Annotated in this window: 19 protein-coding genes; 1 reads left to right on the top strand and 18 read right to left on the bottom strand. The window is 68.7% G+C overall.

Going from position 1 to position 22,438, the window contains the following annotated elements:
• Nucleotides 1–56: 56 nt before the first annotated feature.
• Nucleotides 57–1,427 (bottom strand): magnesium transporter, encoded by a 1,371-nt coding sequence (gene mgtE / locus ACWV8V_RS12340; protein WP_121040852.1) that lies wholly within the window; start codon nt 1,425–1,427, stop codon nt 57–59.
• Between the two features lie 346 nt (nt 1,428–1,773).
• Between mgtE and ACWV8V_RS12335 the strand changes: the two genes are divergently transcribed.
• On the top strand, nt 1,774–3,582 hold the full coding sequence (locus ACWV8V_RS12335) for a monovalent cation:proton antiporter-2 (CPA2) family protein (protein WP_259261977.1): 1,809 nt from the start codon (nt 1,774–1,776) through the stop codon (nt 3,580–3,582).
• 213 nt (nt 3,583–3,795) lie between these two features.
• Here ACWV8V_RS12335 and ACWV8V_RS12330 read toward each other — a convergent pair whose 3' ends face one another.
• From ACWV8V_RS12330 to ACWV8V_RS12250, 17 genes are all read right to left on the bottom strand, one after another.
• A complete protein-coding gene (locus ACWV8V_RS12330) occupies nt 3,796–7,131 on the bottom strand; it encodes an ankyrin repeat domain-containing protein (RefSeq protein WP_259261976.1) in 3,336 nt (1,111 codons plus the stop codon).
• Nucleotides 7,124–7,390, bottom strand: coding sequence for a YcgL domain-containing protein (locus tag ACWV8V_RS12325; RefSeq protein ID WP_123729843.1), 267 nt, complete (start codon nt 7,388–7,390; stop codon nt 7,124–7,126). The genes ACWV8V_RS12330 and ACWV8V_RS12325 overlap by 8 nt, the downstream gene beginning before the upstream one ends.
• 228 nt (nt 7,391–7,618) lie before the next feature.
• Nucleotides 7,619–8,056, bottom strand: coding sequence for an excinuclease ATPase subunit (locus ACWV8V_RS12320; RefSeq protein ID WP_265308622.1), 438 nt, complete (start codon nt 8,054–8,056; stop codon nt 7,619–7,621).
• 76 nt (nt 8,057–8,132) lie between these two features.
• Nucleotides 8,133–9,374 carry a beta-ketoacyl-ACP synthase gene (locus ACWV8V_RS12315; protein ID WP_259261974.1) on the bottom strand — a complete coding sequence of 414 codons (1,242 nt, stop codon included), beginning with the start codon at nt 9,372–9,374 and terminating at the stop codon, nt 8,133–8,135.
• Nucleotides 9,374–10,105 carry a 3-ketoacyl-ACP reductase FabG2 gene (locus ACWV8V_RS12310; RefSeq protein ID WP_121040865.1) on the bottom strand — a complete coding sequence of 244 codons (732 nt, stop codon included), beginning with the start codon at nt 10,103–10,105 and terminating at the stop codon, nt 9,374–9,376. Before ACWV8V_RS12310 ends, ACWV8V_RS12315 begins: the two co-directional genes overlap by 1 nt.
• A complete protein-coding gene (locus tag ACWV8V_RS12305; protein ID WP_259261973.1) occupies nt 10,102–10,557 on the bottom strand; it encodes a hotdog family protein in 456 nt (151 codons plus the stop codon). The genes ACWV8V_RS12310 and ACWV8V_RS12305 overlap by 4 nt, the downstream gene beginning before the upstream one ends.
• Nucleotides 10,558–10,559: 2 nt before the next feature.
• A complete protein-coding gene (locus ACWV8V_RS12300; RefSeq protein ID WP_259261972.1) occupies nt 10,560–11,747 on the bottom strand; it encodes a beta-ketoacyl-ACP synthase in 1,188 nt (395 codons plus the stop codon).
• Entirely contained in the window at nt 11,744–12,295 is a 552-nt protein-coding gene (locus ACWV8V_RS12295) for a DUF3261 domain-containing protein (protein ID WP_259261971.1), read from the bottom strand. Before ACWV8V_RS12295 ends, ACWV8V_RS12300 begins: the two co-directional genes overlap by 4 nt.
• Nucleotides 12,283–13,524, bottom strand: coding sequence for an NAD(P)/FAD-dependent oxidoreductase (locus ACWV8V_RS12290; RefSeq protein ID WP_123729838.1), 1,242 nt, complete (start codon nt 13,522–13,524; stop codon nt 12,283–12,285). Before ACWV8V_RS12290 ends, ACWV8V_RS12295 begins: the two co-directional genes overlap by 13 nt.
• Nucleotides 13,525–13,566: 42 nt before the next feature.
• Nucleotides 13,567–15,912 (bottom strand): MMPL family transporter, encoded by a 2,346-nt coding sequence (locus ACWV8V_RS12285; protein WP_259261970.1) that lies wholly within the window; start codon nt 15,910–15,912, stop codon nt 13,567–13,569.
• Nucleotides 15,905–16,525, bottom strand: coding sequence for an outer membrane lipoprotein carrier protein LolA (locus ACWV8V_RS12280; protein ID WP_259261969.1), 621 nt, complete (start codon nt 16,523–16,525; stop codon nt 15,905–15,907). The genes ACWV8V_RS12285 and ACWV8V_RS12280 overlap by 8 nt, the downstream gene beginning before the upstream one ends.
• Nucleotides 16,522–16,944, bottom strand: a complete 423-nt coding sequence (locus tag ACWV8V_RS12275; protein ID WP_259261968.1) for an acyl-CoA thioesterase — start codon at nt 16,942–16,944, stop codon at nt 16,522–16,524. The genes ACWV8V_RS12280 and ACWV8V_RS12275 overlap by 4 nt, the downstream gene beginning before the upstream one ends.
• Nucleotides 16,931–18,487 carry an HAL/PAL/TAL family ammonia-lyase gene (locus tag ACWV8V_RS12270; RefSeq protein ID WP_455899838.1) on the bottom strand — a complete coding sequence of 519 codons (1,557 nt, stop codon included), beginning with the start codon at nt 18,485–18,487 and terminating at the stop codon, nt 16,931–16,933. Before ACWV8V_RS12270 ends, ACWV8V_RS12275 begins: the two co-directional genes overlap by 14 nt.
• On the bottom strand, nt 18,477–19,424 hold the full coding sequence (locus ACWV8V_RS12265) for an LpxL/LpxP family acyltransferase (protein ID WP_259261966.1): 948 nt from the start codon (nt 19,422–19,424) through the stop codon (nt 18,477–18,479). The genes ACWV8V_RS12270 and ACWV8V_RS12265 overlap by 11 nt, the downstream gene beginning before the upstream one ends.
• Nucleotides 19,421–20,206: a glycosyltransferase family 2 protein gene (locus ACWV8V_RS12260; protein ID WP_455899837.1), complete on the bottom strand. Its 786-nt coding sequence runs from the start codon at nt 20,204–20,206 to the stop codon at nt 19,421–19,423. Before ACWV8V_RS12260 ends, ACWV8V_RS12265 begins: the two co-directional genes overlap by 4 nt.
• The gene (locus tag ACWV8V_RS12255) at nt 20,199–21,884 is read right to left on the bottom strand and encodes an AMP-binding protein (RefSeq protein ID WP_346468703.1); all 1,686 of its coding nucleotides are present in this window, start codon (nt 21,882–21,884) and stop codon (nt 20,199–20,201) included. Before ACWV8V_RS12255 ends, ACWV8V_RS12260 begins: the two co-directional genes overlap by 8 nt.
• Nucleotides 21,877–22,428, bottom strand: coding sequence for a COG4648 family protein (locus tag ACWV8V_RS12250; protein ID WP_088433443.1), 552 nt, complete (start codon nt 22,426–22,428; stop codon nt 21,877–21,879). Before ACWV8V_RS12250 ends, ACWV8V_RS12255 begins: the two co-directional genes overlap by 8 nt.
• Between the last annotated feature and the right edge of the window lie 10 nt (nt 22,429–22,438).

The following is a 22,438-nucleotide window of genomic DNA, read 5'->3' as shown; positions in this document are numbered from 1 at the left end:
GGACGGAGGTGATTAATAATCACCCCCGTCCCTGTTATTAACGACCTCCGTCCCTGTTAAAGGAGGGTGCCGCGCAGGATCATCGCGGCGATGCTGAAGTAGATGACCAGGCCGGTGACGTCCACCAGCGTGGCCACGAACGGGGCCGAGGCGCTGGCCGGGTCGAAGCCCAGGCGCTTGAGGATGAAGGGCAGCATCGAGCCGGACAGCGAGCCGAACGTGACGATGCCGACCAGTGCCGCGCCGATGGTCAGTGCCAGCAGCTGCCAGTGCTCGCCGTAGTCGTGCAGGCCCAGCAGCTGCCAGGACACGATGCGGATGATCGCCAGCACGCCCAGGATCGCCCCCAGGGTGATGCCGGTCGGCACCTCGCGCAGCGCCACCTTCCACCAGTCGCGCAGGCGCAGCTCACGCAGGGCCAGGCTGCGGATCAGCAGCGAGGTCGCCTGCGAGCCGGAGTTGCCGCCCGAGCTCATGATCAGCGGGATGAACAGCGTCAGCACCACCGCGCGTGCCAGTTCGTCTTCGTAGTGCTGCATCGCGCTGGCGGTCAGCATTTCGCCGAGGAACAGCACGCTCAGCCAGCCGGCCCGCTTGCGCAGCATCTCGAAGAACCCGATCTGCATGTACGGCTTTTCCAGCGCCTCCATGCCGCCGAACTTGTGCACGTCCTCGGTGGATTCCTCGATCAGGGCATCGAGGATGTCATCCACCGTGACAATGCCCAGCACATGGTGCTGCGCGTCGACCACCGGGATCGCGAGCAGGTCATGGCGGCGGATCAGCTGCGCCACCTCTTCCTGATCGAGCTGCACATCCACCGTCACCGGCGGGTTGACCTGGGCGACGTCGAGGATGGGCTCCTCAGGCAGCCCGGTGATCAGCCGGCGCATGGTGACCACCTGCACCAGCGCCCGGGTGTGCGGGTCCAGCACGTAGATCGCGTACACGGTCTCGCGGGTGCGCTCGACCTCGCGGATGTGCTGCAGGGTGCGCCCGACCGTCCAGTCCGAGGGCACACTGACGAACTCGGTGGTCATCAGCGCGCCGGCGGTGTGCGCCGGGTAGCTCAGCAGCTGCTGGATCGCCTTGCGCGCCTCCGGGCTGAGCAGCGGGATCAGGCGCGCGCGCTCGTCCTCGTCCAGTTCGTGGACGATATCGGTGGCGCGGTCATCGGCCATCAGCCCGAGCAGGGCGGCCGCGCGGGCCACCGGCATGGCCGCTACCAGATCGCCGCCGCGGTTGAGTTCGGGCTGCTCGAGCATCTTCACCGCACGCGGCAACGGCAACGCGGCCAGCGTGTCGGCGGCGCGCGACAGGCTCAGCGTGTTGAGGAATTCCACCGCATCGGCGGTGTTGAAATTATCGAGGGGTGCGCTCAACGAGGCGGCATCGGCCACCGGGCGCAGCAGGTCTTTCTGGTTCATCGTATTCGCCTGTGGGTATCGCATTGCGCGACGCCAACGCTGGCGAACCGACCCGTGTCAGGCGGTGGCCATCGCTGGCGTCGAGCAAGGTCGACTTCTACTGTCGCTGGACATGGGTTGGGGACTCCGGAAGGGTTTACTGCCGACGGCGGACGCCAGCAGCGGCGGGCAGTCTGGACCCGGGTGTGACGCAGGTCAACCCTTGTCCGGGACGCCGTTCCGGTGGCAGTCGCCTTGTGCGCCCATGGCGGCCGCATAATGGCGCGTGGCCCCGGCCACAGGCCCCGGGCCGCCCGGGGAGGTCTTCCACCCGCACGGCACACACCCCTCATGAGCAGGTTCCTCCATGCATAGCGGCGCGCTCGAGCTGGCCCTGGTGCTGCTGCTGGCTGCGGTGATCGCGGTGCCGGTGTTCAAGAAACTCGGCCTGGGCGCGGTGCTCGGCTATCTGGCGGCCGGCGTGGTGCTCGGTCCGGATGGCCTGGGCTTCGTGCAGGACGCCGACCGCATCCTCAGCGCCGCCGAGATCGGCGTGGTGATGCTGCTGTTCGTGATCGGCCTGGAGCTGTCGCCCGCCCGCCTGAAGGTGATGCGCCGCTCGGTGTTCGGTGCCGGCGCACTGCAGGTCGCGCTGAGTGCCCTCGTGCTGGGCAGCCTGCTGATGCTGGATCACTTCCAGTGGAAGAGCGCGCTCATCGTCGGCATCGCGCTGGCGCTGTCCTCCACCGCGGTCGGGCTGCAGCTGCTTTCCGAGCACAAAGCGATCAACAGCGATTACGGCCGGCTGGGCTTTGCCATCCTGCTGTTCCAGGACCTGATCGCGATCCCGTTGCTGGCGGCGATTCCGCTGCTCGGCGGTGCGCGCAACGACACCCTGCAGTGGAACGACGTGGCCATCGCGATCGGCGCGCTGGCGGTGGTGATCCTGTGCGGCCGGCCGGTGCTGCGTCGGCTGTTCAACATCATTGCGCGCACCCGCAGCCCGGAAGTGTTCACCGCCACCGCGCTGCTGGTGGTGCTGGGCACCGCATGGTTCATGCAGGAAGCCGGCTTGAGCCCGAGCCTGGGCGCGTTCCTGGCCGGTGTGCTGTTGTCCGATTCGGAGTTCCGCCACGAGCTGGAATCGCAGATCGAGCCGTTCAAAGGCCTGCTGCTCGGGCTGTTCTTCATCGCCGTGGGCATGGGCATCGACCTGGACCGCATCGTCGCCGAGCCGATGATGATCGCCGCTGGCGTGGCGATCCTGCTGGTGGTGAAGTTCGGCCTGCTGTTCGGCATCGGCAAGCTGGCCAAGCTGCGCACGCGCCATGCGGTGCTGCTGGGCAGCGTGTTGTGGCTTGGCGGCGAATTCGCGTTCGTGGTGTTCAACGAGGCGCAGCGCGCGCATCTGCTTGGCAGTGCGAACCATGATCGGCTGGTGGCGATTGTGGGCTTGTCGATGGCGATCACGCCGCTGTTGATGATCGGCCTGATCCGCCTGCTTGGTCGTGACGAGGGCCCCAAGGCCAGTGCCCCGCCAGCGGACAAGGTCGATATCACCGATGTGCAGCCACAGGTGATGATCGCCGGCATGGGCCGCTTCGGCCAGGTGGTCGCGCGCCTGCTGACCGCGCAGAAGATCCCGTTCGTGGCGCTGGAGTCCAATCCGGATACGGTCTCGGACCTGCGCCGCTTCGGCAACAAACTCTATTACGGCGACCCGACCCGGCCGGAAATGCTGCGTGCCGCCGGCGGCGAACATATCCGCGTGTATGTGGTCACGCTGGATGATCCAGACGCCAACATGCGGGCCACGCGTTTGATCCGGCGCATGTATCCGGATGCGGTGGTGCTGGTGCGCGCGCGTAACCGCCAGCATGCGTGGCGGCTGATGGACATGTCGGCCGAACCATTCCGCGAGGTGTTCGGGACCAGCCTGGAACTGAGCGAACGGATGCTGATCGCGCTGGGCATGTCGGTGGAGAGTGCGCGCAGCCATGTGCAACGCTTCCGCGAGCACGACGAGAAGCTGCTGCGCGATCAGTACCTGGTCTACGACGACGAAGCGGCGGTGATCCAGACCTCGCGCGATGCGCGTGCGGACCTGATGCATCTGTTCGAGGCGGATGCGGAGAGTGATGGGAAGGGTGTGGATCGCGAGCGTGACGCCCCGTAGCGGCCGGCAGGCCCCTCGGCAAATGTCCGCAGGCCGGCGCCGGGGGACATTCGCCGGCAAGGGCAGCGCGGCCCAGCGCCCGACTCACCCTTCGCCGCGCCAAAAAAGGTAATCACCCTCGTCATTCTCGCGACGCGGATGAAAGAAGGCCCGAACAACTCAGCCCGGCCGCATGAGGAGACCAGAGACGGCAGCGGAATTTGTCTGAACTGCTCAGCCGTTGTCGCGCAGGAACCGGGCCATCGAAGACACGCCCGGCACCAGCGGTTCGAACTCGCCGGCAACGTCGATGAAACCGCGCATCACCGCGATCTCGCGCGGGCTGCGGTTGAGCGCGTCGCGCACATCCGGGTCGGCACCGGCACGCAGCAGGCGCTGCACCAGCAGCGGCAGCCCGTGCAGGGCTGCCAGATGCAGCGGGCCGAAACCGCGCGGATCGCGCACCTCCAGCGACACGTCTTCGTCGAGCAGGCGCTCCACCGCGGCGAGCACGATCTGCTCATCGCAGGCGGTGCCTGGTTCGGCGCGGGCACCGAGCAGCAGCAACAGCGGCGTGACCGAGCCGGCGGCGGCCTGGTCCGGTTCGGCCCCGGCCAGCAGCAGCGTGTCGAGCAGGGCGAGCAGACGCGAGCGGTCGCGCGCACTGAAGCCGTACAGTGCAGCGCAGTGCAGCGGGCCGAGCTGCTGGGCATCGCCCGCGTGTACGTTGGCACCGGCGGTGAGCAGGCGCGAAACGATGTCCGGCAGGCCCAGCGCCGAGGCCAGCATCAGCACCGTGACGCCGCCCGGCAGGCGGTACTCCAGTTCGGCACCGGCATCGAGCAGGGCCGAGACGATATCGATCTGGCGCATGCTGACCGCCGCCGACAGCGGCGTCGCACCACTGGCCGCGGCGTGCTGCGGATTGGCGCCACGGGTAAGCAGCAGGTCGACCACGGCAAGGTGCCCGCCACCGGCGGCCCGCAGCAACGCGGTGCAGCCCTGGGCGTCGACCACATCAACGCCGAAGCCGAGATCGATCAGGCGACGCACGGCATCGGCGTCACCGGTCATCGCGGCCGCCGGCAGGTCGCCGTCGCGCAGCGCGCGGCGGGGCAACGGCCACACCCGCCAGTCCAGCCAGTCGGCCAGATCGCGGCGGCCGATCGACAGGGCTACGCCCAGCGGGGTCTGGCCGTCGGCGGCGCGGGCTTCCGGTGAGGCGCCCTGCTGCACCAGCAGCTTGATCGAGCCTTCGCGCGCGAGCGCGGTGGCCAGATGCAGAGCGGTCATGCCATGGCTGTCGCGTGCTTCGCGGTCCACGCCCTGGGTAAGCAGGGCCTGCTGCAGGCGCAGCCAGCCCAGCCGCACGGCCAGCGATAGCGGCGGATCACCGGCCGGCGACGGCGCGAATGGATCCGCGCCGCGTTCCAGCAGTTCAAGCGCAAGCTGTTCCAGCCCGCGTGAGGCATGGTCGTGCTGGGCGCAGGCGCTCAGCAGACGCGCCAGACCACCGCGACCGGCCGGGGACAGGCCACGGCGCAGCAGTATCTGCAGCGCAGGCACCGCGTCGATGCCCCGCGCCAGCAGCGCGAACATCGGGGTGTCACCGCAGGCATCCAGTACCTCCGGCGCCGCGCCGTGGGCGAGCAGCCAGTCCAGCGCCTGCGGATCCAGTGCCAGTTCGGCGTCGTGCAGCAGCGCACCCAGTTCCTCCGGCGCACACAGGCGGGCCAGCGCGGCCATGCCCTCCACGTTGCCGAAGCTCAGCGCTTCGCGCAGCAGTTCCAGCGGTGGACGATCCGGCAGCGAGGGCGAGGCCGCATCGCTGTCGCCGGACATCACCAGCCCGTCGCTGACCGCGGACGGCAGCGGATAGGCGGGGTCCAGCAGCGAAACGATCGCCCAGCGCCCGGCGCCAGCAGCGATGTCCACCGCACGACGGCCCTGCGGATCGGCCACATCGACGGCGATACCCAGGTCACGCAGGCGGCGGATCAACAGCGGCGAGACGTTCTCGGCCATGCAGGCCAGCAGCACCGCGTTGCGGCCTTCGCCATCGACGGCATTGAGATCGGGGTGGTGCGGCAGCAGGTGTTCGACCACGCCGGCACGGCCACCCCGCGCGGCTTCCAGCCACGGGGTACGCGCCAGTGCGTCACGGGCTTCCAGATTGGCGCCCGCAGCGAGCAGCACGTCGATGATGTCGACATGGCCGGCCAGCGCGGCTTCGTGCAGGGCACTGCGGCGCTGGCGGTCGCGCGCATCGGCGCGGGCCTTGTGCTTGAGCAGCAGCTGCACACCGGCCGGATCATCTTCTTCGGTGCCGGCGGCAGCCAGCAGCACGGGCGTGCCCTCGGCCGGCTCGGTCCTGGCCCCACGTTCCAGCAGGAACTTGGCCAGGCGCCAGTTGCCGACCTGGCAGGCCACAGCCAACGGTGACCAGCCATCGTCGTTCAGCGCATCCACTTCGGCAGCGGCATCGCGCAGCAACGCGGCGACGCCGGGGTCGGAACTGCGCGCGGCGTGATGCAGGGGGGTATTGCCTTCGCTGTCCACTGCACGCGGGTCGGCGCCGTTGGCGAGCAGGGTCATCACCGCCTCGGGGCGGCCGTGCCAGCTGTCGCGGGTGGCGGCCAGCAGCGGGGTCATCCCGCGATGCGGCGCGTTGACGCCGACGCCGCGGGCGATCAGTTCACGCAGCAGGCGCAGGTCGGGCAGCACGGCTGCGAGCACGGCCAGGCTGCGCTGGTCGCGCCAGGCCGGATCGGGCAGCCCGTGCGGATCGGCACCGGCCTGCAGCAACTGCAGGGCGCGGTCGACCCGGCCGCTGCGCGCGGCGTCGTACAGCGCCGGCTGCTGTTCGTGCAGGCCGATGGATTCCAGCGGCGTGGGCTCGGCATACGGCTCGGCGAACGGATCCTCGCGCGCATCACGGGTCTGCGCCGGCAGCGTCGCGGTCAACGCGTCGGCCGACGCGATCGCCTGCAGCAGCAGATGCGCCAACGGCGACAGCACGACGACGGCACCGGCGATCGGCCAGCGCAGCGCCTCCGACACCAGCCCGGGCCATGCCGGCAACACCACCAGCGCACACACGAGTACCACCAGCGCGGCAACGGCCAGGCCGCGCCAGGCGGTCAGGTCACGTCCGGCCAGGGTCTGCCAATGGCGGGCCAGGCTGCCTTCGCTGCGTTCCACGTCATTCCACAACGGCCAGGTCCGCCAGACCCCGAGCAGCGCGGCGCTGACCGCCACGCTCAGGCCCAGCACGGCCGCCAGGCTGCCACTGTCATGCAGCGCTCCCAGCGGCCAGGCCACCAGCAGGGTCAACAGCAACGGGCCGAGGGACCACAACGCCAGCAGGGCCGGCACATCCTGCCGGGCCACCTGCGGCAGCGGCAGCACGGGGCGGGTCCGGCGCCACCACGACATCGCCAGCGCGAACGCCGGCTGGGCCAGCGCGGCGCATACGGCACCGGGCACGCCACCGATGGCCGCAGCCAGGGCCAGCAGCACACCGAGCGCGGCAGCGGAGGCAACGGCGCGAGGGCGTTGGGGGTCAGTCATTGCGTCGCGGCATCCGGACCGGCGTCAGCGGTGGCGGCGGCAACTGCAGATGGAAGCCGCGCTCGGTCAGGTTCTGGCGCACTTGTGCGGCATCGGCCTGGGCGAGGCGACGGTCGGGAGTCAGGGCCACTTCGAGAACGAACTGGAACGGCGCCAGCGAGGCCTTCACCGCGTCAGGGATGACCGAGAAGTCATCACGAACGGCGAGATAGACGAAGCTGTCCTGCTTGCGTTGGCTTTTATAGACGTAGGCTTGCATGCCGCAGGGCTTTGCCCAGGGTAGTGAATGACATTGATTGTGGAGGAAAGCTGGCACAGGTGAAAGCTGCGTGCACTGTCCCCTGTCGGTTTTCCGTCGCGCGACAGCATCAGGTTCATCAATGTCGCGATGTCGTTCAGCTGGGCGCCGCTGCAGTCTGCCCATGCCGCCGTGATGAATACGTCGCTTTGCACCGACCACCGCCCGAGGGGCGGTGGTCGCGCGTGCTTACTTCACCTTGGCGTAGGTGCCCTTCAGCGCCACGCCGGCCAGGATCGTGCCCGCATAGCATTCGTAGTTGGTGGTGCTCTTGAACTCGTTCTTCTTGTAGTAGCTGACGATGTCGACCACGGCGTTGGCGCCGCGCGACTTGGCGCCATCCTGCAGCGCGCGCAGCGCCGACAGGGCCACCCAGCGGCAGGCTTCGGCGTCGCTCTTGTTGGCCGCGTTGGTCTTCTTGTTGGTGACATCCTCGCCCAGGCGCTGCAGCACGCTGACTTTCTCACCGGCCAGATAGAACTTCACGCTGCCGTCGATGCCCACATTGCGGGCTTCGGCGGAATTGACCAGCTCATGCAGCGACTGCTCCACGCGGGTATCGCGGGCCTGGGCGGTGCTGGCGACAGCCAGCAGGGCGGTGGCGGCAATCAGGGCAAAACGACGCATTCAACTTTCTCCTTGTTGGGGGGACGCGAGGGGTCTACGGAAACGGCCGGCCCGCACGGCGGGCCGGAAACAGCGGTCAGTCCTGCCAGCGGCGGAAGATCAACGAGGTGTTGATGCCACCGAAGGCGAAGTTGTTGCTCATGACGTAGTCGGTCTGCAATGCGCGCCCTTCGCCGTCGATGTAATCCAGCGCGCCACAGCGCGGATCGACCTCGTGCAGGTTCAGGGTCGGGGCGAACCAGCCGTCGCGCATCATCTCGATGCTGAGCCAGGCCTCGAAGGCGCCGCAGGCCCCGAGCATGTGCCCGACGTAGCTCTTGAGCGAGCTGATCGGCATGCCCGGGCCGAACACCTGGTGGGTGGCCTGGGTTTCAGCGATGTCGCCGTGCTCGGTGGCGGTGCCGTGCGCGTTGACGTAGCCAATCCGATCGGCAGCCAGGTCAGCATCTTCCAGCGCCAGCCGCATCGCCTGGGCCATGGTGCCGGCGCTGGGCTGGGTGACGTGCTGGCCGTCGCTGTTGGTGCCGTAGCCGACCACTTCGGCCAGGATCGTGGCGCCGCGTGCCTGCGCATGCTCCAGCTCTTCCAGGATCAGCGTGCAGGCGCCCTCGCCCAGCACCAGGCCATCGCGGTGCGCATCGAACGGGCTGGGCGTGGTCTGCGGCGTATCGTTGCGCACGCTGGTGGCGAACAGGGTGTCGAACACCGCCGCGGCGGTGGCGTCGAGCTGCTCGGCACCGCCGGTGACCATCACCGTCTGCTTGCCGCTGCGGATCGCTTCATAGCCCGAACCCACGCCCTGGCTGCCCGAAGTACAGGCGCTGGAAGTCGTGTAGACGCGGCCGGACAAGCCGAAGAACACGCCGATGTTCACCGGCGAGGTATGGCTCATCATCTTCAGGTAGGTGGTGGCGCTGATGCCTTCGGTGGTGTGCTCATGGAGCATGCGGCCGAACTCGGCGGTGGCCTCGTGGCTGCCCGAGGACGAGCCATAGGCCACGCCGGCCATGCCACTGCGCAGCACCGGATGGCCGAGCAGACCGGCCGCCTCCAGCGCCAGCTCGGTGGCACGCACCGACATCACCGCCACCTTGCCCATGCTGCGGGTGGTCTTGCGGTTGTAGTTGGCGGGCAGTTCGAAATCCTCCGCCGGTGCAGCCAGGCGGGTGTTGAGGCCATCGAAGACCTCCCACTCGGGGATGTAGCGCACCGCATTGGTCCGCGCCTGCAGGCGCGCGCGGATGCTCGCCCAATCCTGCCCGAGCGGGCTGATGGCAGCGGCGCCGGTGACCACGACACGACGGTCGGGGCGGGCCATCAGACCATGCCTCCGTTGACCGAAATCACCTGGCGGGTGATGTAGCCGGCCGACTCGGAAAGCAGGAAGGACACGGCCGCAGCGACCTCCTCCGGCTGGCCCAGGCGGTTGGCGGGAATCAGCTTGAGCGCGTGCTCGACCACTTCTTCATTGACCATCTCGGTCTCGATCAGCCCGGGGGCCACGCAGTTGACGGTGATCGCGCGGCTGGCCAGCTCCAGCGCCAGCGCCTTGGTGGCGCCGATGATGCCGGCTTTGGCCGCGCTGTAGTTGGTCTGGCCGCGGTTGCCGACCAGGCCGGACACCGAGGACAAGGTCACGATGCGGCCCGGTTTGCGCCGGCGCACCAGCGGCATCACCAGGGGGTGCAGCACGTTGTAGAAGCTGTCCAGGTTGGTGTGGATGACCGCATCCCAGTCCTCCGCGGGCATCGCCGGGAAGGCACCGTCGCGGGCGATGCCGGCGTTGCAGACCACCCCGTAATACGTGCCGTGCTCGGCGATGTCCGCTTCCAGCGCAGTGCGCGCGGCATCGCGGTCGCTCACGTCGAACATCAGCACCCGGGCCTGCCGGCCCAGCGCCTGGATCTCGGTCACCACGGCCTGCGCGTCCTCGATGCGGCTGCGGCAATGCACCACCACGTCGAAGCCGTCGCGCGCGCAACGCAGCGCCACGGCACGGCCGATGCCACGGCTGGCGCCGGTCACCAGCACGGTCAAATTCCCTGTCATGCCTCTCCACTCTCCAGATAGGCCGCTGCATCCGTGGGTTGGAACACGGAAACGTTGGCAACTGCCACTTCGATATCGCCCGCCAGGATCCGGCAGGCGAACATGCCCAGGCCATTCTCGCCCAACAGCTCGCAGTTCGCCTCCACCCGCAGGCAGCTGCCGGCGGCAAAGTATGGCTGGTGGGCGGTGTAACGACGGCTGCCGAGCAGGAAGCCGATCGAGGGTTCCGCACCGGCCTGCCAGGCGCGGCACCCGGCCCAGGCGGCGATCGCCTGGGCCATGTATTCGACCCCGACCCAGGCGGGCACGCCGTCGGGGGTGCAGAACAGACCCTGCGTCGGGACGTCCACCTCGACCGCGATGGACTCGTCCTGGCAGGCCACCACGCGGTGGATCAGGCGCATGCTGTCGCGGTGCGGAAGCACGGCGTCGATGTCGGGGGGCAGCGGCATGCTCATCCCTTGGCCAGTGCCAGCACGGCATTGCTGCCGCCGAAGGCGAACGAGTGGCTGAGCACGTGCCGCAGCGGCTGCACGGCGCGCGTCCCCGGTGCCACCAGCGCCAGTGCCGGCAAGGCGTCATCGGCCTGCCCGTCCCACCAGTGGGTGGGCAACTGCTGGTCGGGGTTGTCGGCCAGTGTCATCCAGCACAGCGCCGCTTCGATCGCGCCCGACGCACCCAGCGTGTGCCCGGTCAGCGGCTTGGTCGAGCTGGCCGGCACCTGCGTACCGAGCACGGCGGCGACCGCCTGGCTTTCCATCGCATCGTTGTGGCCGGTGGCGGTGCCGTGCAGGTTCACGTAGTCGATCTGCGCGGCCGTCAGGCCGGCCCGGTCCAGCGCCTGCTGCATCGCATCGATCGCCCCGCGTGCCTGCGGATCCGGCGCGGACATGTGGTGCGCATCGGAGGATTCCCCCCAGCCGGAGAGCCGCACCGGGCCCGGCTCACGGGTCATCAGGAACAGCGCCGCGCCCTCGCCGATGTTGATGCCATTGCGGTTGACGGAGAACGGATTGCAGCGCGCCGCCGAGACCGACTCCAATGCGCTGAAACCCGCCACGGTGAACCGGCACATCGAATCGGCGCCACCGGCCACCACGGCATCGACCGCGCCGGCCTGCAGCAGGCGCGCGGCCGACATCAGCGCCTTGGCACTGGACGAACAGGCGGTGGAGATCGTCCACGCCGGGCCCGTGCTGCCGATCCGCTCGCGCACGAAGCGCGCGGCGGTGCCCATTTCCTGCTGGGCGTAATGGAAATCGACCGGCCACACACCATCGCGGTGATGCGTACGCAGTGCGTTCTCCGATTCGCCGATGCCCGAAGTGCTGGTGCCGATGATCACCGCCACACGCGCGGCACCAAAGCGCGCCACGGCAGCAGCCACGCCCTCTCTGATCTGCTCCAGCGCCGCGTCCAGCAGGCCGTTGTTGCGGCCACGCAGGGCCACCGGCAGGGCGGACAGGTCCGACAGCGGCGCATGCACTTCGCCCAGCGCCAGCGTGCGCCCGGGGAGGATCGCAGCGTTGTCGCGCAGGCCGCCGGGCTGCGCCGCGAACAGGCCGTCGCGCACCTGGGCGCGGTCGGCACCCAGCGCGCAGATCACGCCCAGCTCGTTCAGATAGACCGCGCTGCTGCTCACTCTTGGCCCTGCCCCATGTCCATCGATTCGATCACCAGTTCATAGCCCTCGGCCAGGTTGCGCAGCCGCACACGGCCATCGGGCAGCGTGTCGCGCACCAGCCAAGGCGTGCCGTCCTGTGCCAGGCTGCGCACGCCATCGGTCTCCTGCAGGGTCCAGCCGGCGGGCAGCGCGGCGCGGATCGCCGCCGCCGGCCACAACGCGAACTGCAGGTCGTCCAGCACGCGTTCGCCGCGCACCTGCGGTGGCAGCCATGGCGCACGGGTCTGCTCCAGGTGCTGCCCGTCCCAGACCATGCGCACGCCGGTCTGGCCCATCGCCTGTACAGCCAGCCGCACCTGCTCGGCGTCCACTTCCAGCAGCGCATCCAGCTCGCGCTGGTGGCTGCCGAAGCGGAACTGCAGGCGCTGCTGCAGCTGCACCGGTTGCGGCAATGCCGACGGTGCCAGCTGCAGCGTGGGCAGCTGCACCAGCGGTGTGGGCATGCGGGTACTGGCACACGCGGCCAGCAGCAGGCTCAGCAACAGGGTCAGGATCAGGCGCTGCACAGTTCCTCCAGCACGCGCAGGCGCCGGCCCGTGGCATCGGCGACATACGGGTTCTGCGTATCCCAGGCGTAGCCGGCCAGGATCGAGGAGATCATGCGGCGCACCTCCGGCTGCGGATCGGGATGGTAGATGATCTTCTGGAAGCCACCGGCGTACCAGGCTTCGACAAAACGACGGAAGGTCTTCACCCCGGCACGCAGCGGCACCGAGAACGCCTGCTCCCAATCCACCGTCTCACCGGCATGCTCGCGCGCCAGGCACTCGCTGGCCAGCTGCGCCGACTTGAAGGCAATCGTCACGCCCGACGAAAATACCGGGTCCAGGAACTCGCCGGCATTGCCCAGCAGCGCATAGCCCTCGCCCCACAATGAGGAGACGTTGGCCGAATACCCGGTGATGGTGCGCACCGGCAGCACCGCCCATTCGGCGTTCCTGAGCAGGCGGGTCAGGTTCGGGTCTTCGCCGACGATGGCCTGCAGCTTCTCCAGATCGGTACCGGCGTAGCGCTCGAAGAAGCTCGGCTCGGCGACCACGCCCAGCGAGCAGCAGCCATTGGAGAACGGAATCGTCCAGTACCACACGTCCACGTGCTCGGGATGGGTGGTGATCAGGATCTTGTTGCGGTCAAACCCCGCGCCGGCCGGAATGTGGTCGCGCACGTGGCAGAAGATCGCGCCGCGCACCGGGAAGTTCGACGGCGACTCCAGCTTCAGCAGACGCGGCAGCAGCCGGGCGAAACCGCTGGCGTCGAGGATGAAACCGGCCTCGATGGTGTACTCGCTGCCATCCGGGCGGCGCACCTGCACCTGTGCCGGGCGGCCGGGCTGCACCGAGAGCACTTCATCGCCGAAGCGCAGCGTGGCGCCCATGCGCTCGGCACCGCGCGCCAGCACATCATCGAAGTCGGCGCGCTGCACCTGGTAGGTGGTGCCCCAGCCCGGCGAGAACTTGTCGCGGAAATCGAACTCGGTGGTCGCTTCGCCGCGCACGAACGCGGCACCGTTCTTGTACTGGAACCCGGCCTGCACCACGTCCTGCAGCAGCCCGGCGGCCTCGATGTACTCCATGCTCTGCGGCAGCAGGCTCTCGCCGATCGAGAAGCGCGGGAACTGCTGGCGCTCCAGGATCAGCACCTGGCGGCCCTGCTGGCGCAGCATCGCAGCGGCCACGGAACCGGCCGGACCGGCGCCGATGACCAGGATTTCAGTACGTTCCACGTGCGGGTTCATCGGTACATCCTTGATCAGATCAGGTGAGGAAAACGCGGTCGCTCAGTGCGGGGCGTCGTGCGGCGGGGGGCGGAACAGCGGCGAAATCAGCCAGACCAGGCCGATGCCGAACAGCAGGGTCAAGCCGAACGCGCGCAACGCCGGCGTGGCCGACAGCCCGAGCAGCCCGAATGACAACCAGGTACTGGCCGCGCCAACGCACACGGCCAACCAGGCACTGGCATCGCCGCGGTGCTCGATCAGGAAGATGCCGTAGTCGATGCCCATGCCAAGCAGCAGCATGAGCGCGAGCACGTTGAACAGCTGCAGCGGTTGCCCGAACAGCCCCAGCAGAGCCAGCGTCAGCGCACCGGCAACCAGGGTCGGGGCGAGCACGCGCCAGGCCTGCCCGCGGTAGCGCCAGTACAGCACCGCGAACACCAGCGCGATACCGATCAGCAGCAGCCCGCTCATCAGCTTGCGGTAGTGCTTGAGCAGCTGCGAGAAATCGGCGGTACGGTCGACCCAGCGCACGCCATCGATGCCCTTGGCCTGTGCTTCCAGCAGGGCCAGTGCATCGGCGCGGGAAAGGTCATCGACCATCACCACCGACGCCACGCCCTGCCCGACCGTGCCCAGCCACAGGTGGCGGAACGGCATCGCCGCCGGCGATGCGAGGAAGGCTTCGGCCTGCAGATCCTGCGCGGCATAGGCGGGGCGCAGCAGCGGCTCACCCACGGCCTCACCGACCTGGGCCAGCACCTGCGGCTCGACCTTGGCCGTCAGCGCGGCATCGGCCTGCTGGCGCTTCTGCGAAGGCAACCAGTCGCTGATCGCGCGGTAGCCGCCGATCTGCTTGTCTGCTTCCAGCACGCGCAGGCGGTCGATCAGCGCTTCTTCGCGCTCGAGCACCTGCTCGGCGGTGTCACCCTGGACCAGATAGAACTGCGCCGGGCTGGGCATGCCCAGCATCTGGCTGATGCGGATCTGCTGGGCGATCAGCTCCGGTGGCGACGACTGCAGGCTGCGCAGGTCATCGTTGGTCTGCAGGCGCGCGATGCCGATCGCCGACAGCAGCGTCACCACGCCCAGGAACATCGCCGCCTTGCGCCCATGCAGGCGCGGCCAGCGCTCCAGCGTGGCGCCGAGCCAGCGCGCAAAGCCGGTGCGACGGATTTCGCCGCCATCCAGCCACGGGAACCAGAAGATCACGGTCAGGAATGCGGCGGCCAGGCCCACCACCGAGAACAGCGCCATCTGGCGCAGCCCCGGGAACGGGGCCAGGCCCAGCGCGAGATACGCCAGCGCGCTGGTCAGCAACGCCAGCCACAGGCCCGGCAGCAGATGCCGCAGCAGCTTCCAGCGACGGTCGGCCGGCTCGGCCTGGCGCGAGGCGAACCAGTGGATGCCGTAGTCCTCGGCAACACCGACCAGTGACGCACCAAACACCAGCGTGAGCACGTGCACCTTGCCGAACACCAGCACCGTCACCGCCAGCGCGACACCGCAGCCGATCAGCAGCGAAGCGGCCACCAGCAGTATCGGGCGCAGTGAGCGGAATGCCAGCCACACCAGCAGCAGCACCGCGGCCAGCGAGCCCCAACCAATCGTGTTGATTTCCCAGTTGGCCTGCACCGCAGCGGCTTCGGCATGCAGCGGCACACCGGCACGCAGCACCTCCAGTCCCGGCGCCTGCCTGGCGGCCGCCTCGGCGGCGGTGTCCAGCAGCAGATCGATATGGCGCTCGCCATCGAGCTGGAACGCCGAGCCGACCGTGTCGTACTGCACGATCGACCAGTGTTTGCCATCGGCCTCCAGCAGGCCGTCGTCGCCCATCTGCAGGCCCGAGCCCAGCGCGCGTTCCTGCCACCACTGCGGCCACAGCGACAGCGGATCCTGCCGCCACTCGGTCAGGCGCGGTGCGCCCATCGGGCCGTACAGCGCCGCCAGCGCGGACTCGGCCAGGCCCTGAGTGGGTTCGTTCTGCAGCCGCTCGCGCTGTGCGCTGGTCAGCAGGCGGTCGCGATACGGTGCGTAGAACGCGCGGGCCTGATCGAACCAGCCCTCGATCGAGCCGCTCTCCTGGAGCAGGGCCTTGCCGTCGGCGCTGTCGCGCAGGGTGGCGCGGAAGGCCGCCTCGGCTGCCTTGGTCTGCGCCGCATCGGTGCTGCCCAGCAGCACCACGATCTGGCGCGCATTGGCATCGGCGATGCGCCGCGTCACATCGGACAACAGGCGGTCATGCGCGTCCTGCGGCAGCAGCGCGAGAATGTCGGTATCGATCCGCGATTCGCTCTTCCACAGCTGCCACTGCTGCACGCCCAGGCCGACCAGCACCAGCAGCCAGGCGATGGCCAGCCAGCGCCAGATGCGCTGCAGGCGGCCGTTCGAGGTCAGCACGTCATTCAAACCTGCGACCCTCGTCGGTGCTCAGCGTGGTCGGCGTATCGCTCATGCCGGCAAACTGGATGCGGGTGACATCCTGGTTGGCCTCGTTGATCTGGACCTCGCGCACGTAACGGTCGCCGCTCAGGGTGAGCTGCGCGAACACCTTGCCGAGCATCGCCGAGCGCGGGGTCAGCTGCATTTTCCAGCCGTTGCCGGGCAGCACCTCGACCTTGACCGTGAACTGCGCCGACAGCGCCTGCGCATCGCCACTCATCAGCGCGAACATGATCGCGTTGACCGAGCGCATCGCCGGTTGCTGACGGCCATCCAGTTCGACCCGGCTGCTGCCATCGCTTTGCCGGCTGAGGATGCGGTCCCGGGTGACCACCACCTCGGACGGGAACGGCTTGAGCGTGGTCCAGATCACGCCGTGATCCTGGGCCAGCACAAAGCGGCCCTGCGAGCGCAGCGGGTTCTTGAAGCCGGCGACCTGCTTCTCCTGGGTGAACTCGCCACGCAGCACGTCGACCTTGGCCACGCGCTGTTTGACGGCCTCCACATCGGTGGCGGCCAGCGCCGGGGCGACCACGGCCAGCATCACCAGCACGCACAGCGTGCGCAGGAAACGGTTCATTGCGGTTGCACTCCCAGACGCTCCCACAGCACCGGCGGGCACAGGTAGAGCATTTCATTGGTGGCCGCGTCGACCGCGACCTGGATGGTGTGGGCGCGGGTCAGCGTGGTACCGCTGTCCGCATCCAGGATGTCGTAGGCGATCTTCAGGCGGTTTTCCCACTCGGTGATCGTGGCGCGCACGCGCAGCGCCTGGCCGTACAGCAGCGGCCGGATGTACTTGACCCGCGCATCGACCACCGGCCACAGGTAGCCGGAATCGCGCATCTGCGGGTAGTCGTAATCGTAGCGCTGCAGCAGTGCGCAGCGCGCGATCTCGAAATACTTGAAGTAATTGCCGTGCCAGACCACTTCCATGGCGTCGCAGTCATGGAAAGCCGGCGACAGCGTCACCTCGAAGCTCAGATCAGGCGTCGACATACAACTCCCAGCGCTGTGCGCGGATGTCATTCAGCAGGGCGCGCAGCTCGCCATCCAGCGCACGGTCTTCCTCGATCAGGGCGATGCGCTCGGACAGGTCCTGGTACATCGCAGCCAGATCGCCGTGCAACGTCGCCTTCATGCCGACGCGCTCGCGCAGGGCGACACCCTGGCGGGCAGTGATCAGCAGCGCGGCGACGACCTGTTCGGTCAGTTCGATCACGCGCAGGCAATCGCGCGCGGCGATGGTGCCCATGCTGACCTTGTCCTGGTTGTGGCATTCGGTAGAGCGCGAGAACACCGAGGCCGGCATGGTCTGCTTGAGGGCTTCGGCGGTCCAGGCCGACACGCTGATCTGCAGCGCCTTCAGGCCATGGTTGATCGCTGCACGCTCACCGGTGGCCGCCGACAGATTGGCCGGCAGACCGTGGTTGAAGCGCGCGTCCACCACCAGCGCCATCTGCCGGTCGAGCAGATCGGCCAGGTTGGCGATGGTGTTCTTCAGCGCATCCATCGCAAAAGCGATGTGGCCGCCATAGAAGTGCCCGCCATGCAGGATGCGCTCGCCCTCGACGTCGATCAGCGGGTTGTCGTTGGCGCTGTTGAGTTCGGTTTCGATCAGCTGGCGGAAGAACGGCAACGCGTCCTGCACCACGCCGATCACGTGCGGCGCGCAGCGCAGCGAGTAACGGTCCTGCAGGCGCTGTTCATTGCGCGGCGGGCGGTCGCTGTGCAGGTCCTGGCGCAGGCGCGCGGCGATCTGCGTCTGCCCCGGGTGCGGCTTGGCGGCAAACAGCATCTCATCGAAATGGTGCGCATTGCCGTCGCTGGCCAGCACGTTGAACGCGGTCAGGCGCGTGGCCAGCTTGGTCAGGTAATCGGCGCGGTCATAGGCCAGGCAGGCCAGCGCCGTCATCACGGCGGTGCCGTTCATGATCGCCAGGCCTTCCTTGGGCCGCAGCCGCAGCGGGGTCATGCCGATCTCGGCCAGCACTTCGGCGGCCGGGCGGCGCGCCCCCTGGTACATCACCTCGCGCTCGCCACACAGCACCGCGGCCACGTAGGACAGCGGGGTCAGATCGCCACTGGCACCGACCGAACCCTCGGCCGGAATCAGCGGCAGCACGTCGTGACGCAGCAGCGTGGCCAGGCCCTGCAGCAGCGGATGACTGACGCCGGACATGCCACGCACCAGCGAGGCCAGGCGTGCAGCGATCACCGCGCGGGTCTCCTGCGGATCCAGGAAACGGCCCAGGCCACAGCCGTGGTAGGTGAACAGGTGATGCGGCAGCTCGGCCACCAGCGCCGTCGGGATGTTCACCGTGCACGAATCACCGTAGCCGGTGGTCACCCCGTAGATGACGCCATCTTCGCGCAGCAGGCGATCAAGGAAATCCGCGCCGCGCTGGATGTGCGCGGTGAATGCCGCATCGTCGGTGACGACGGCCTGTGCCTGCCGCTGCGAGAGCGCGACCACGTCTTCGATGGTCAGCGGCGCATCGCCGAAGCGGACGGAGGGTGCCTGATCGGCCTTACTTGCCATGAGATGCCTGATCCCAGAAGGGGAAGAAATTGAACCAGTCCAAGGGTGCCTGGGTGACCTGAACTTCCAGCCACCGGGCGAAATCTTCAGCCTGCGCAGTCAGCGCGGCGTCACGCGAACCGCGCGGCAGTACGATGCGGTCGGTGAAATGCTCAAAGCGCACGCGGTAGCCCGCGCCGTGGTGCAGGCAGGCCATGGTGTAGACCGGGCACGCCAGCGCCGCAGCCAGCACATAGGCGCCGATCGGGAACTGCGCGGTGTGGCCGAGGAACGAGGCCGGTACCGTGCGACCGCCGCGCAGCGGCACGCGATCGCCGACGATGGCCACGAAGCCACCCGCCTCGACCCGGCGCTGCAGCTCGACCGCGGTGGCCGGCCCCATGTCCGTCACCTGCAGCAGCTCCACCGAGGCCAGCGGATCGAGCCGCTGCATCAGCCGGTTGAAACGCTGCGCGTGCGCGGTGTGCACCAGCACGGTGATGTGGAAGCCGGGCACCTGCTCGGCCAGCACCTGGCACAACTCCAGGCACCCGATGTGCGCGGTGAGGATCAGGCCGCCTTCACGGCGCGCGATCTTGTCCAGCACCAGGTCGCGCTGCAGATAGATGCGCTCGGGCGGATAGCGGCCGCCCAGGCCCAGCAGCTTGTCGAGCATGGTGTCGGCAAACAGCGCGAAGTGCTTCAGGCTCTGCCAGCGGCCCGGCGGTGCGGAAAACACGCCGGTGTGCGCCTGCAGACGCTGCAGATACTGCAGCGAGGATTCGCGCGCGACCCGGTTGGTCAGCCAATGGCACAGCACCACCGGGTAGACGCACAGGCGGAACGGCCAGCGCCCGAACCAGCGGTGCACCCAGCACAGGAACAGCACGCCGGCGGCCGAGGTCGACTCGCCGATGTCGGCCCAGTGCGGCGCGCTCTCAGGTGCAGGCGTGGTCATGCGCGAGGACCTGCGATGCGCTGCCACAGCAGCCGCGGTGCGCGCCACAGCATCCCGAAGAACAGGCGCGCGTGCATGCGGCTGATGCGCACGTTGTCGCGCCACACGTCGAAGTGCGAGACGCCATCACTGGGATAGGTGACGGCGGTCGGCACATTGATCACGTTGACGCCGCGCCAGAACAACCGCACCAGGATTTCACTGTCGAAATCCATGCGCCGGCCGATGGTTTCCTCGCCGACCAGGCGCGTCACCGGTGCCAGCGGATACAGGCGGAAGCCGCACATCGAGTCGCGGATCTGCAGCGACAGCGTGTTGATCCAGACCCAGATATGCGTGACATAGCGGCCGTACAGGCGCGCCTTGGGCACACTGGCATCGTAGGCGGGCGTGCCGCAGATCACCGCGTCCGGCTGCGCCTGCGACAGCGCGACAAAGCGCGGGATATCGCCGGTGTCGTGCTGGCCATCGGCATCGATCTGCAGCACGTGGCTGTAGTCCAGACGCGCGGCCTCGGCGAACCCGGCCAGCATCGCACCGCCCTTGCCCTGGTTGACCGCCAGCCGCAGCAGCGTCACCTGCGGTGCGTGCGCGCGCGCCAGGGCATCGAGCACCTGCGCGCAGTCCAGATGCGAACCATCGTCCACCAGCAGGCACGGCAGGCCACTGGCGAGCACGCCCTGCACCACCGCGCCGATCGCATGCGCGTGGTCGTAGACCGGGATCACCACCAACGGGGTGAAGGCCGGCCTGCTCATGCCACTGCCCGTGTCATCACGCATCGCCGAACACCACCCGGCCGCTGGCATGCACGCCATGGTCGGAAACATAGCGGAAGCTCATTGCCGATTTGGCCGCATCCCAGCCCAGGCTCAGCTGCAGGCAGTCGCCGGGGCGCGCCACATGCTGGAACTTCACCGCATCCATCCGTACGAACCGCGGCGGCATCGTGAAGGCGCTGCGGCCGTAGTGGATCGCCCAGTCCAGCTGAACCACACCGGGCAGGATCTTCGCCTGCGGGAAATGCCCGTCGAACGCCACCAGGTCAGCGTCCAGAACAAACTGCAGCGACGCGGTGGTGTCATCGCGCTGTTGCCACTCGGCCGTCGGCATCAACGGGCGGAACAGCGCCGCCAGTGCCGCGGCAGTGACCTTGCCCTGTGCGTTGACGGGCAGTTCGTCGATGAAGCGCCAGCGGCGCGGCCGGGTCACGGCGTCATGGCTGCGGGCCAGGTGCGCGCTGAGCTGCTGCGCCTGGCGGCGGCGCTCGGCGTCATCCCACTGTGCGGCGCCCGTCGCCTGCGGCACCACCACGGCGGCCAGCTGTTCGCGCGCGCCCGGCAACACCAGTACGCGCACCTCCTGTACGGCCGGGTGCGCGCGCAGCTGCTGCTCCAGGGCATCCAGCGAGACGCGGCGCTCTTCGATCTTGACGATGCGGTCGGCCCTGCCGAGCAGGCGGAAGCTATGGCCGTCGTCGGCCACGGCACGGTCCTGGGTCAGCCACCAGTCCTCGCTCGCCAGGTGCGGCGAGCGGACCGCCAGGCAGCCCTCGTCGATCCGCCAGGCGACGCCGGGCAACGGATGCCACTGCGGCCGCGCTGCACTCCAGCGCCGCCACGCCACGCCACCGGTCTCGCTGCTGCCGAAGACTTCGGTCGGGGCCACGCCCATCACGGCGCGCACCTGCAGCGCCGCGTCGGTCGGCAACGGACCGCCAGAGGAGAACACCGCGCGCAGCTGGCCGTCCAGCGAGGACCAGTCCAGCTGCTCGGGCAGACGTTTGAGATGGGCCGGGGTGGCCACCAGCACTGACGGCTGGCCGCCCAGCGCGCTGAGCAGGTCTTCGTGGAAGAACCGGCGCGGCTGGATCGCGCGCCCGGCCACCAGCGGCCACAGCACCCGGAACAGCAGCCCGTAGATGTGCTGGTGGGAGACCGTGCCCTGCACCTGCGCACCGTCGAGCTGCTCGCCGAAGGCGGCCTGCAGCGCATCCACCTCACGGGTCAGCTGGCGCATGCGTTTGACGATGGCGCTCGGCGCGCCGGTGCTGCCGGAGGTGAACACCACCAGCTCCAGCACCGCTTCGTCCAACGGCTGCAGCACCTGCTCCGGATCGGCTGCCGCATCGGGCTGCAGCGGCGCATACCGGGCCGGCACGTCGCCGGCGAACCCGGCCACGCGCGGGCTCAGCGCTTCCAGCGTGGCCGGCAGGTTGTCGCCGCCCAGGAACACCCGCTTGCCCGCATGCCAGGCACCCAGCAGGGCGGCGGCGAAGGTGAGCGTGTCATCGAAATACAGGGCCCAGTCGGTGCCGGGGGCACGCGCGAACGCCTGCTGCCAGCCCAGCACCTGCGCGCGGAACTGCGGGTGCTCCACCACGGTGTCGCCGGCGATGCCCACGATGCGGCCCGGGTGCGGGGCCAGCGCCAGCCGGTCCAGTGCGATCCACTCAGCCATGGGCATGCGCCGCCTTGACCCGTCGCCGGACCAGCCATTCCCCGCCAAACAGAGCACCCATCATCACGTACGCCAACAATCCGTTGTAGAACGCCCAGACCTGGTTGGACGCCCACAGCGCCGTGGCCAGGGCCAGACTTCCGTTGAGAACAAAGAATCCGCACCAGATCCACGTGACGCGGCGGGTATAGATCACGGCAAACGGCGGCAGGTCCGGCTCGCTCAGCCGCGCCAGGCGCTCCACGGCACTCGGCCCGAAGCGCAGGCTGGTGGCGAAGATGACCAGCATCACCGCGTTCACCAGCGCGGGGTACAGCTTCAGCGGCAGCGCCTCGTTGAAGGCCGTGGCCACCAGGGCGAGTACACCGGTGCCGAGTGCGGCCACCCACCACACCGCCTGGCGGGTGGTCAGCGCGCGCAGCGCGGCCAGGGTGAACAGCAGCAGCGACAACCAGCGCGGCTCGAACCGGCCCAGCGACAGGTAGACCACCAGCGGGTATGCCAGCGACAGCAACGCAAACGCCGCGACGCGTACCCGGACCATGGTCAGTCTT

Source organism: Stenotrophomonas sp. Ker107b, assembly GCF_053847245.1.
The sequence above is the reverse complement of the archived record's forward strand: the minus strand, read 5'-3'. Positions and strand labels throughout refer to the sequence as shown.

Coding starts and splice junctions, on each gene's coding strand:
- mgtE (WP_121040852.1), bottom strand. CDS start 1,427: ATGAACCAGAAAGACCTGCTGCGCCCGGTGGCCGATGCCGCCTCGTTG.
- ACWV8V_RS12335 (WP_259261977.1), top strand. CDS start 1,774: ATGCATAGCGGCGCGCTCGAGCTGGCCCTGGTGCTGCTGCTGGCTGCG.
- ACWV8V_RS12330 (WP_259261976.1), bottom strand. CDS start 7,131: ATGACTGACCCCCAACGCCCTCGCGCCGTTGCCTCCGCTGCCGCGCTC.
- ACWV8V_RS12325 (WP_123729843.1), bottom strand. CDS start 7,390: ATGCAAGCCTACGTCTATAAAAGCCAACGCAAGCAGGACAGCTTCGTC.
- ACWV8V_RS12320 (WP_265308622.1), bottom strand. CDS start 8,056: ATGCGTCGTTTTGCCCTGATTGCCGCCACCGCCCTGCTGGCTGTCGCC.
- ACWV8V_RS12315 (WP_259261974.1), bottom strand. CDS start 9,374: ATGGCCCGCCCCGACCGTCGTGTCGTGGTCACCGGCGCCGCTGCCATC.
- ACWV8V_RS12310 (WP_121040865.1), bottom strand. CDS start 10,105: ATGACAGGGAATTTGACCGTGCTGGTGACCGGCGCCAGCCGTGGCATC.
- ACWV8V_RS12305 (WP_259261973.1), bottom strand. CDS start 10,557: ATGCCGCTGCCCCCCGACATCGACGCCGTGCTTCCGCACCGCGACAGC.
- ACWV8V_RS12290 (WP_123729838.1), bottom strand. CDS start 13,524: ATGAACCCGCACGTGGAACGTACTGAAATCCTGGTCATCGGCGCCGGT.
- ACWV8V_RS12280 (WP_259261969.1), bottom strand. CDS start 16,525: ATGAACCGTTTCCTGCGCACGCTGTGCGTGCTGGTGATGCTGGCCGTG.
- ACWV8V_RS12275 (WP_259261968.1), bottom strand. CDS start 16,944: ATGTCGACGCCTGATCTGAGCTTCGAGGTGACGCTGTCGCCGGCTTTC.
- ACWV8V_RS12270 (WP_455899838.1), bottom strand. CDS start 18,487: ATGGCAAGTAAGGCCGATCAGGCACCCTCCGTCCGCTTCGGCGATGCG.
- ACWV8V_RS12265 (WP_259261966.1), bottom strand. CDS start 19,424: ATGACCACGCCTGCACCTGAGAGCGCGCCGCACTGGGCCGACATCGGC.
- ACWV8V_RS12260 (WP_455899837.1), bottom strand. CDS start 20,206: ATGCGTGATGACACGGGCAGTGGCATGAGCAGGCCGGCCTTCACCCCG.
- ACWV8V_RS12255 (WP_346468703.1), bottom strand. CDS start 21,884: ATGGCTGAGTGGATCGCACTGGACCGGCTGGCGCTGGCCCCGCACCCG.
- ACWV8V_RS12250 (WP_088433443.1), bottom strand. CDS start 22,428: ATGGTCCGGGTACGCGTCGCGGCGTTTGCGTTGCTGTCGCTGGCATAC.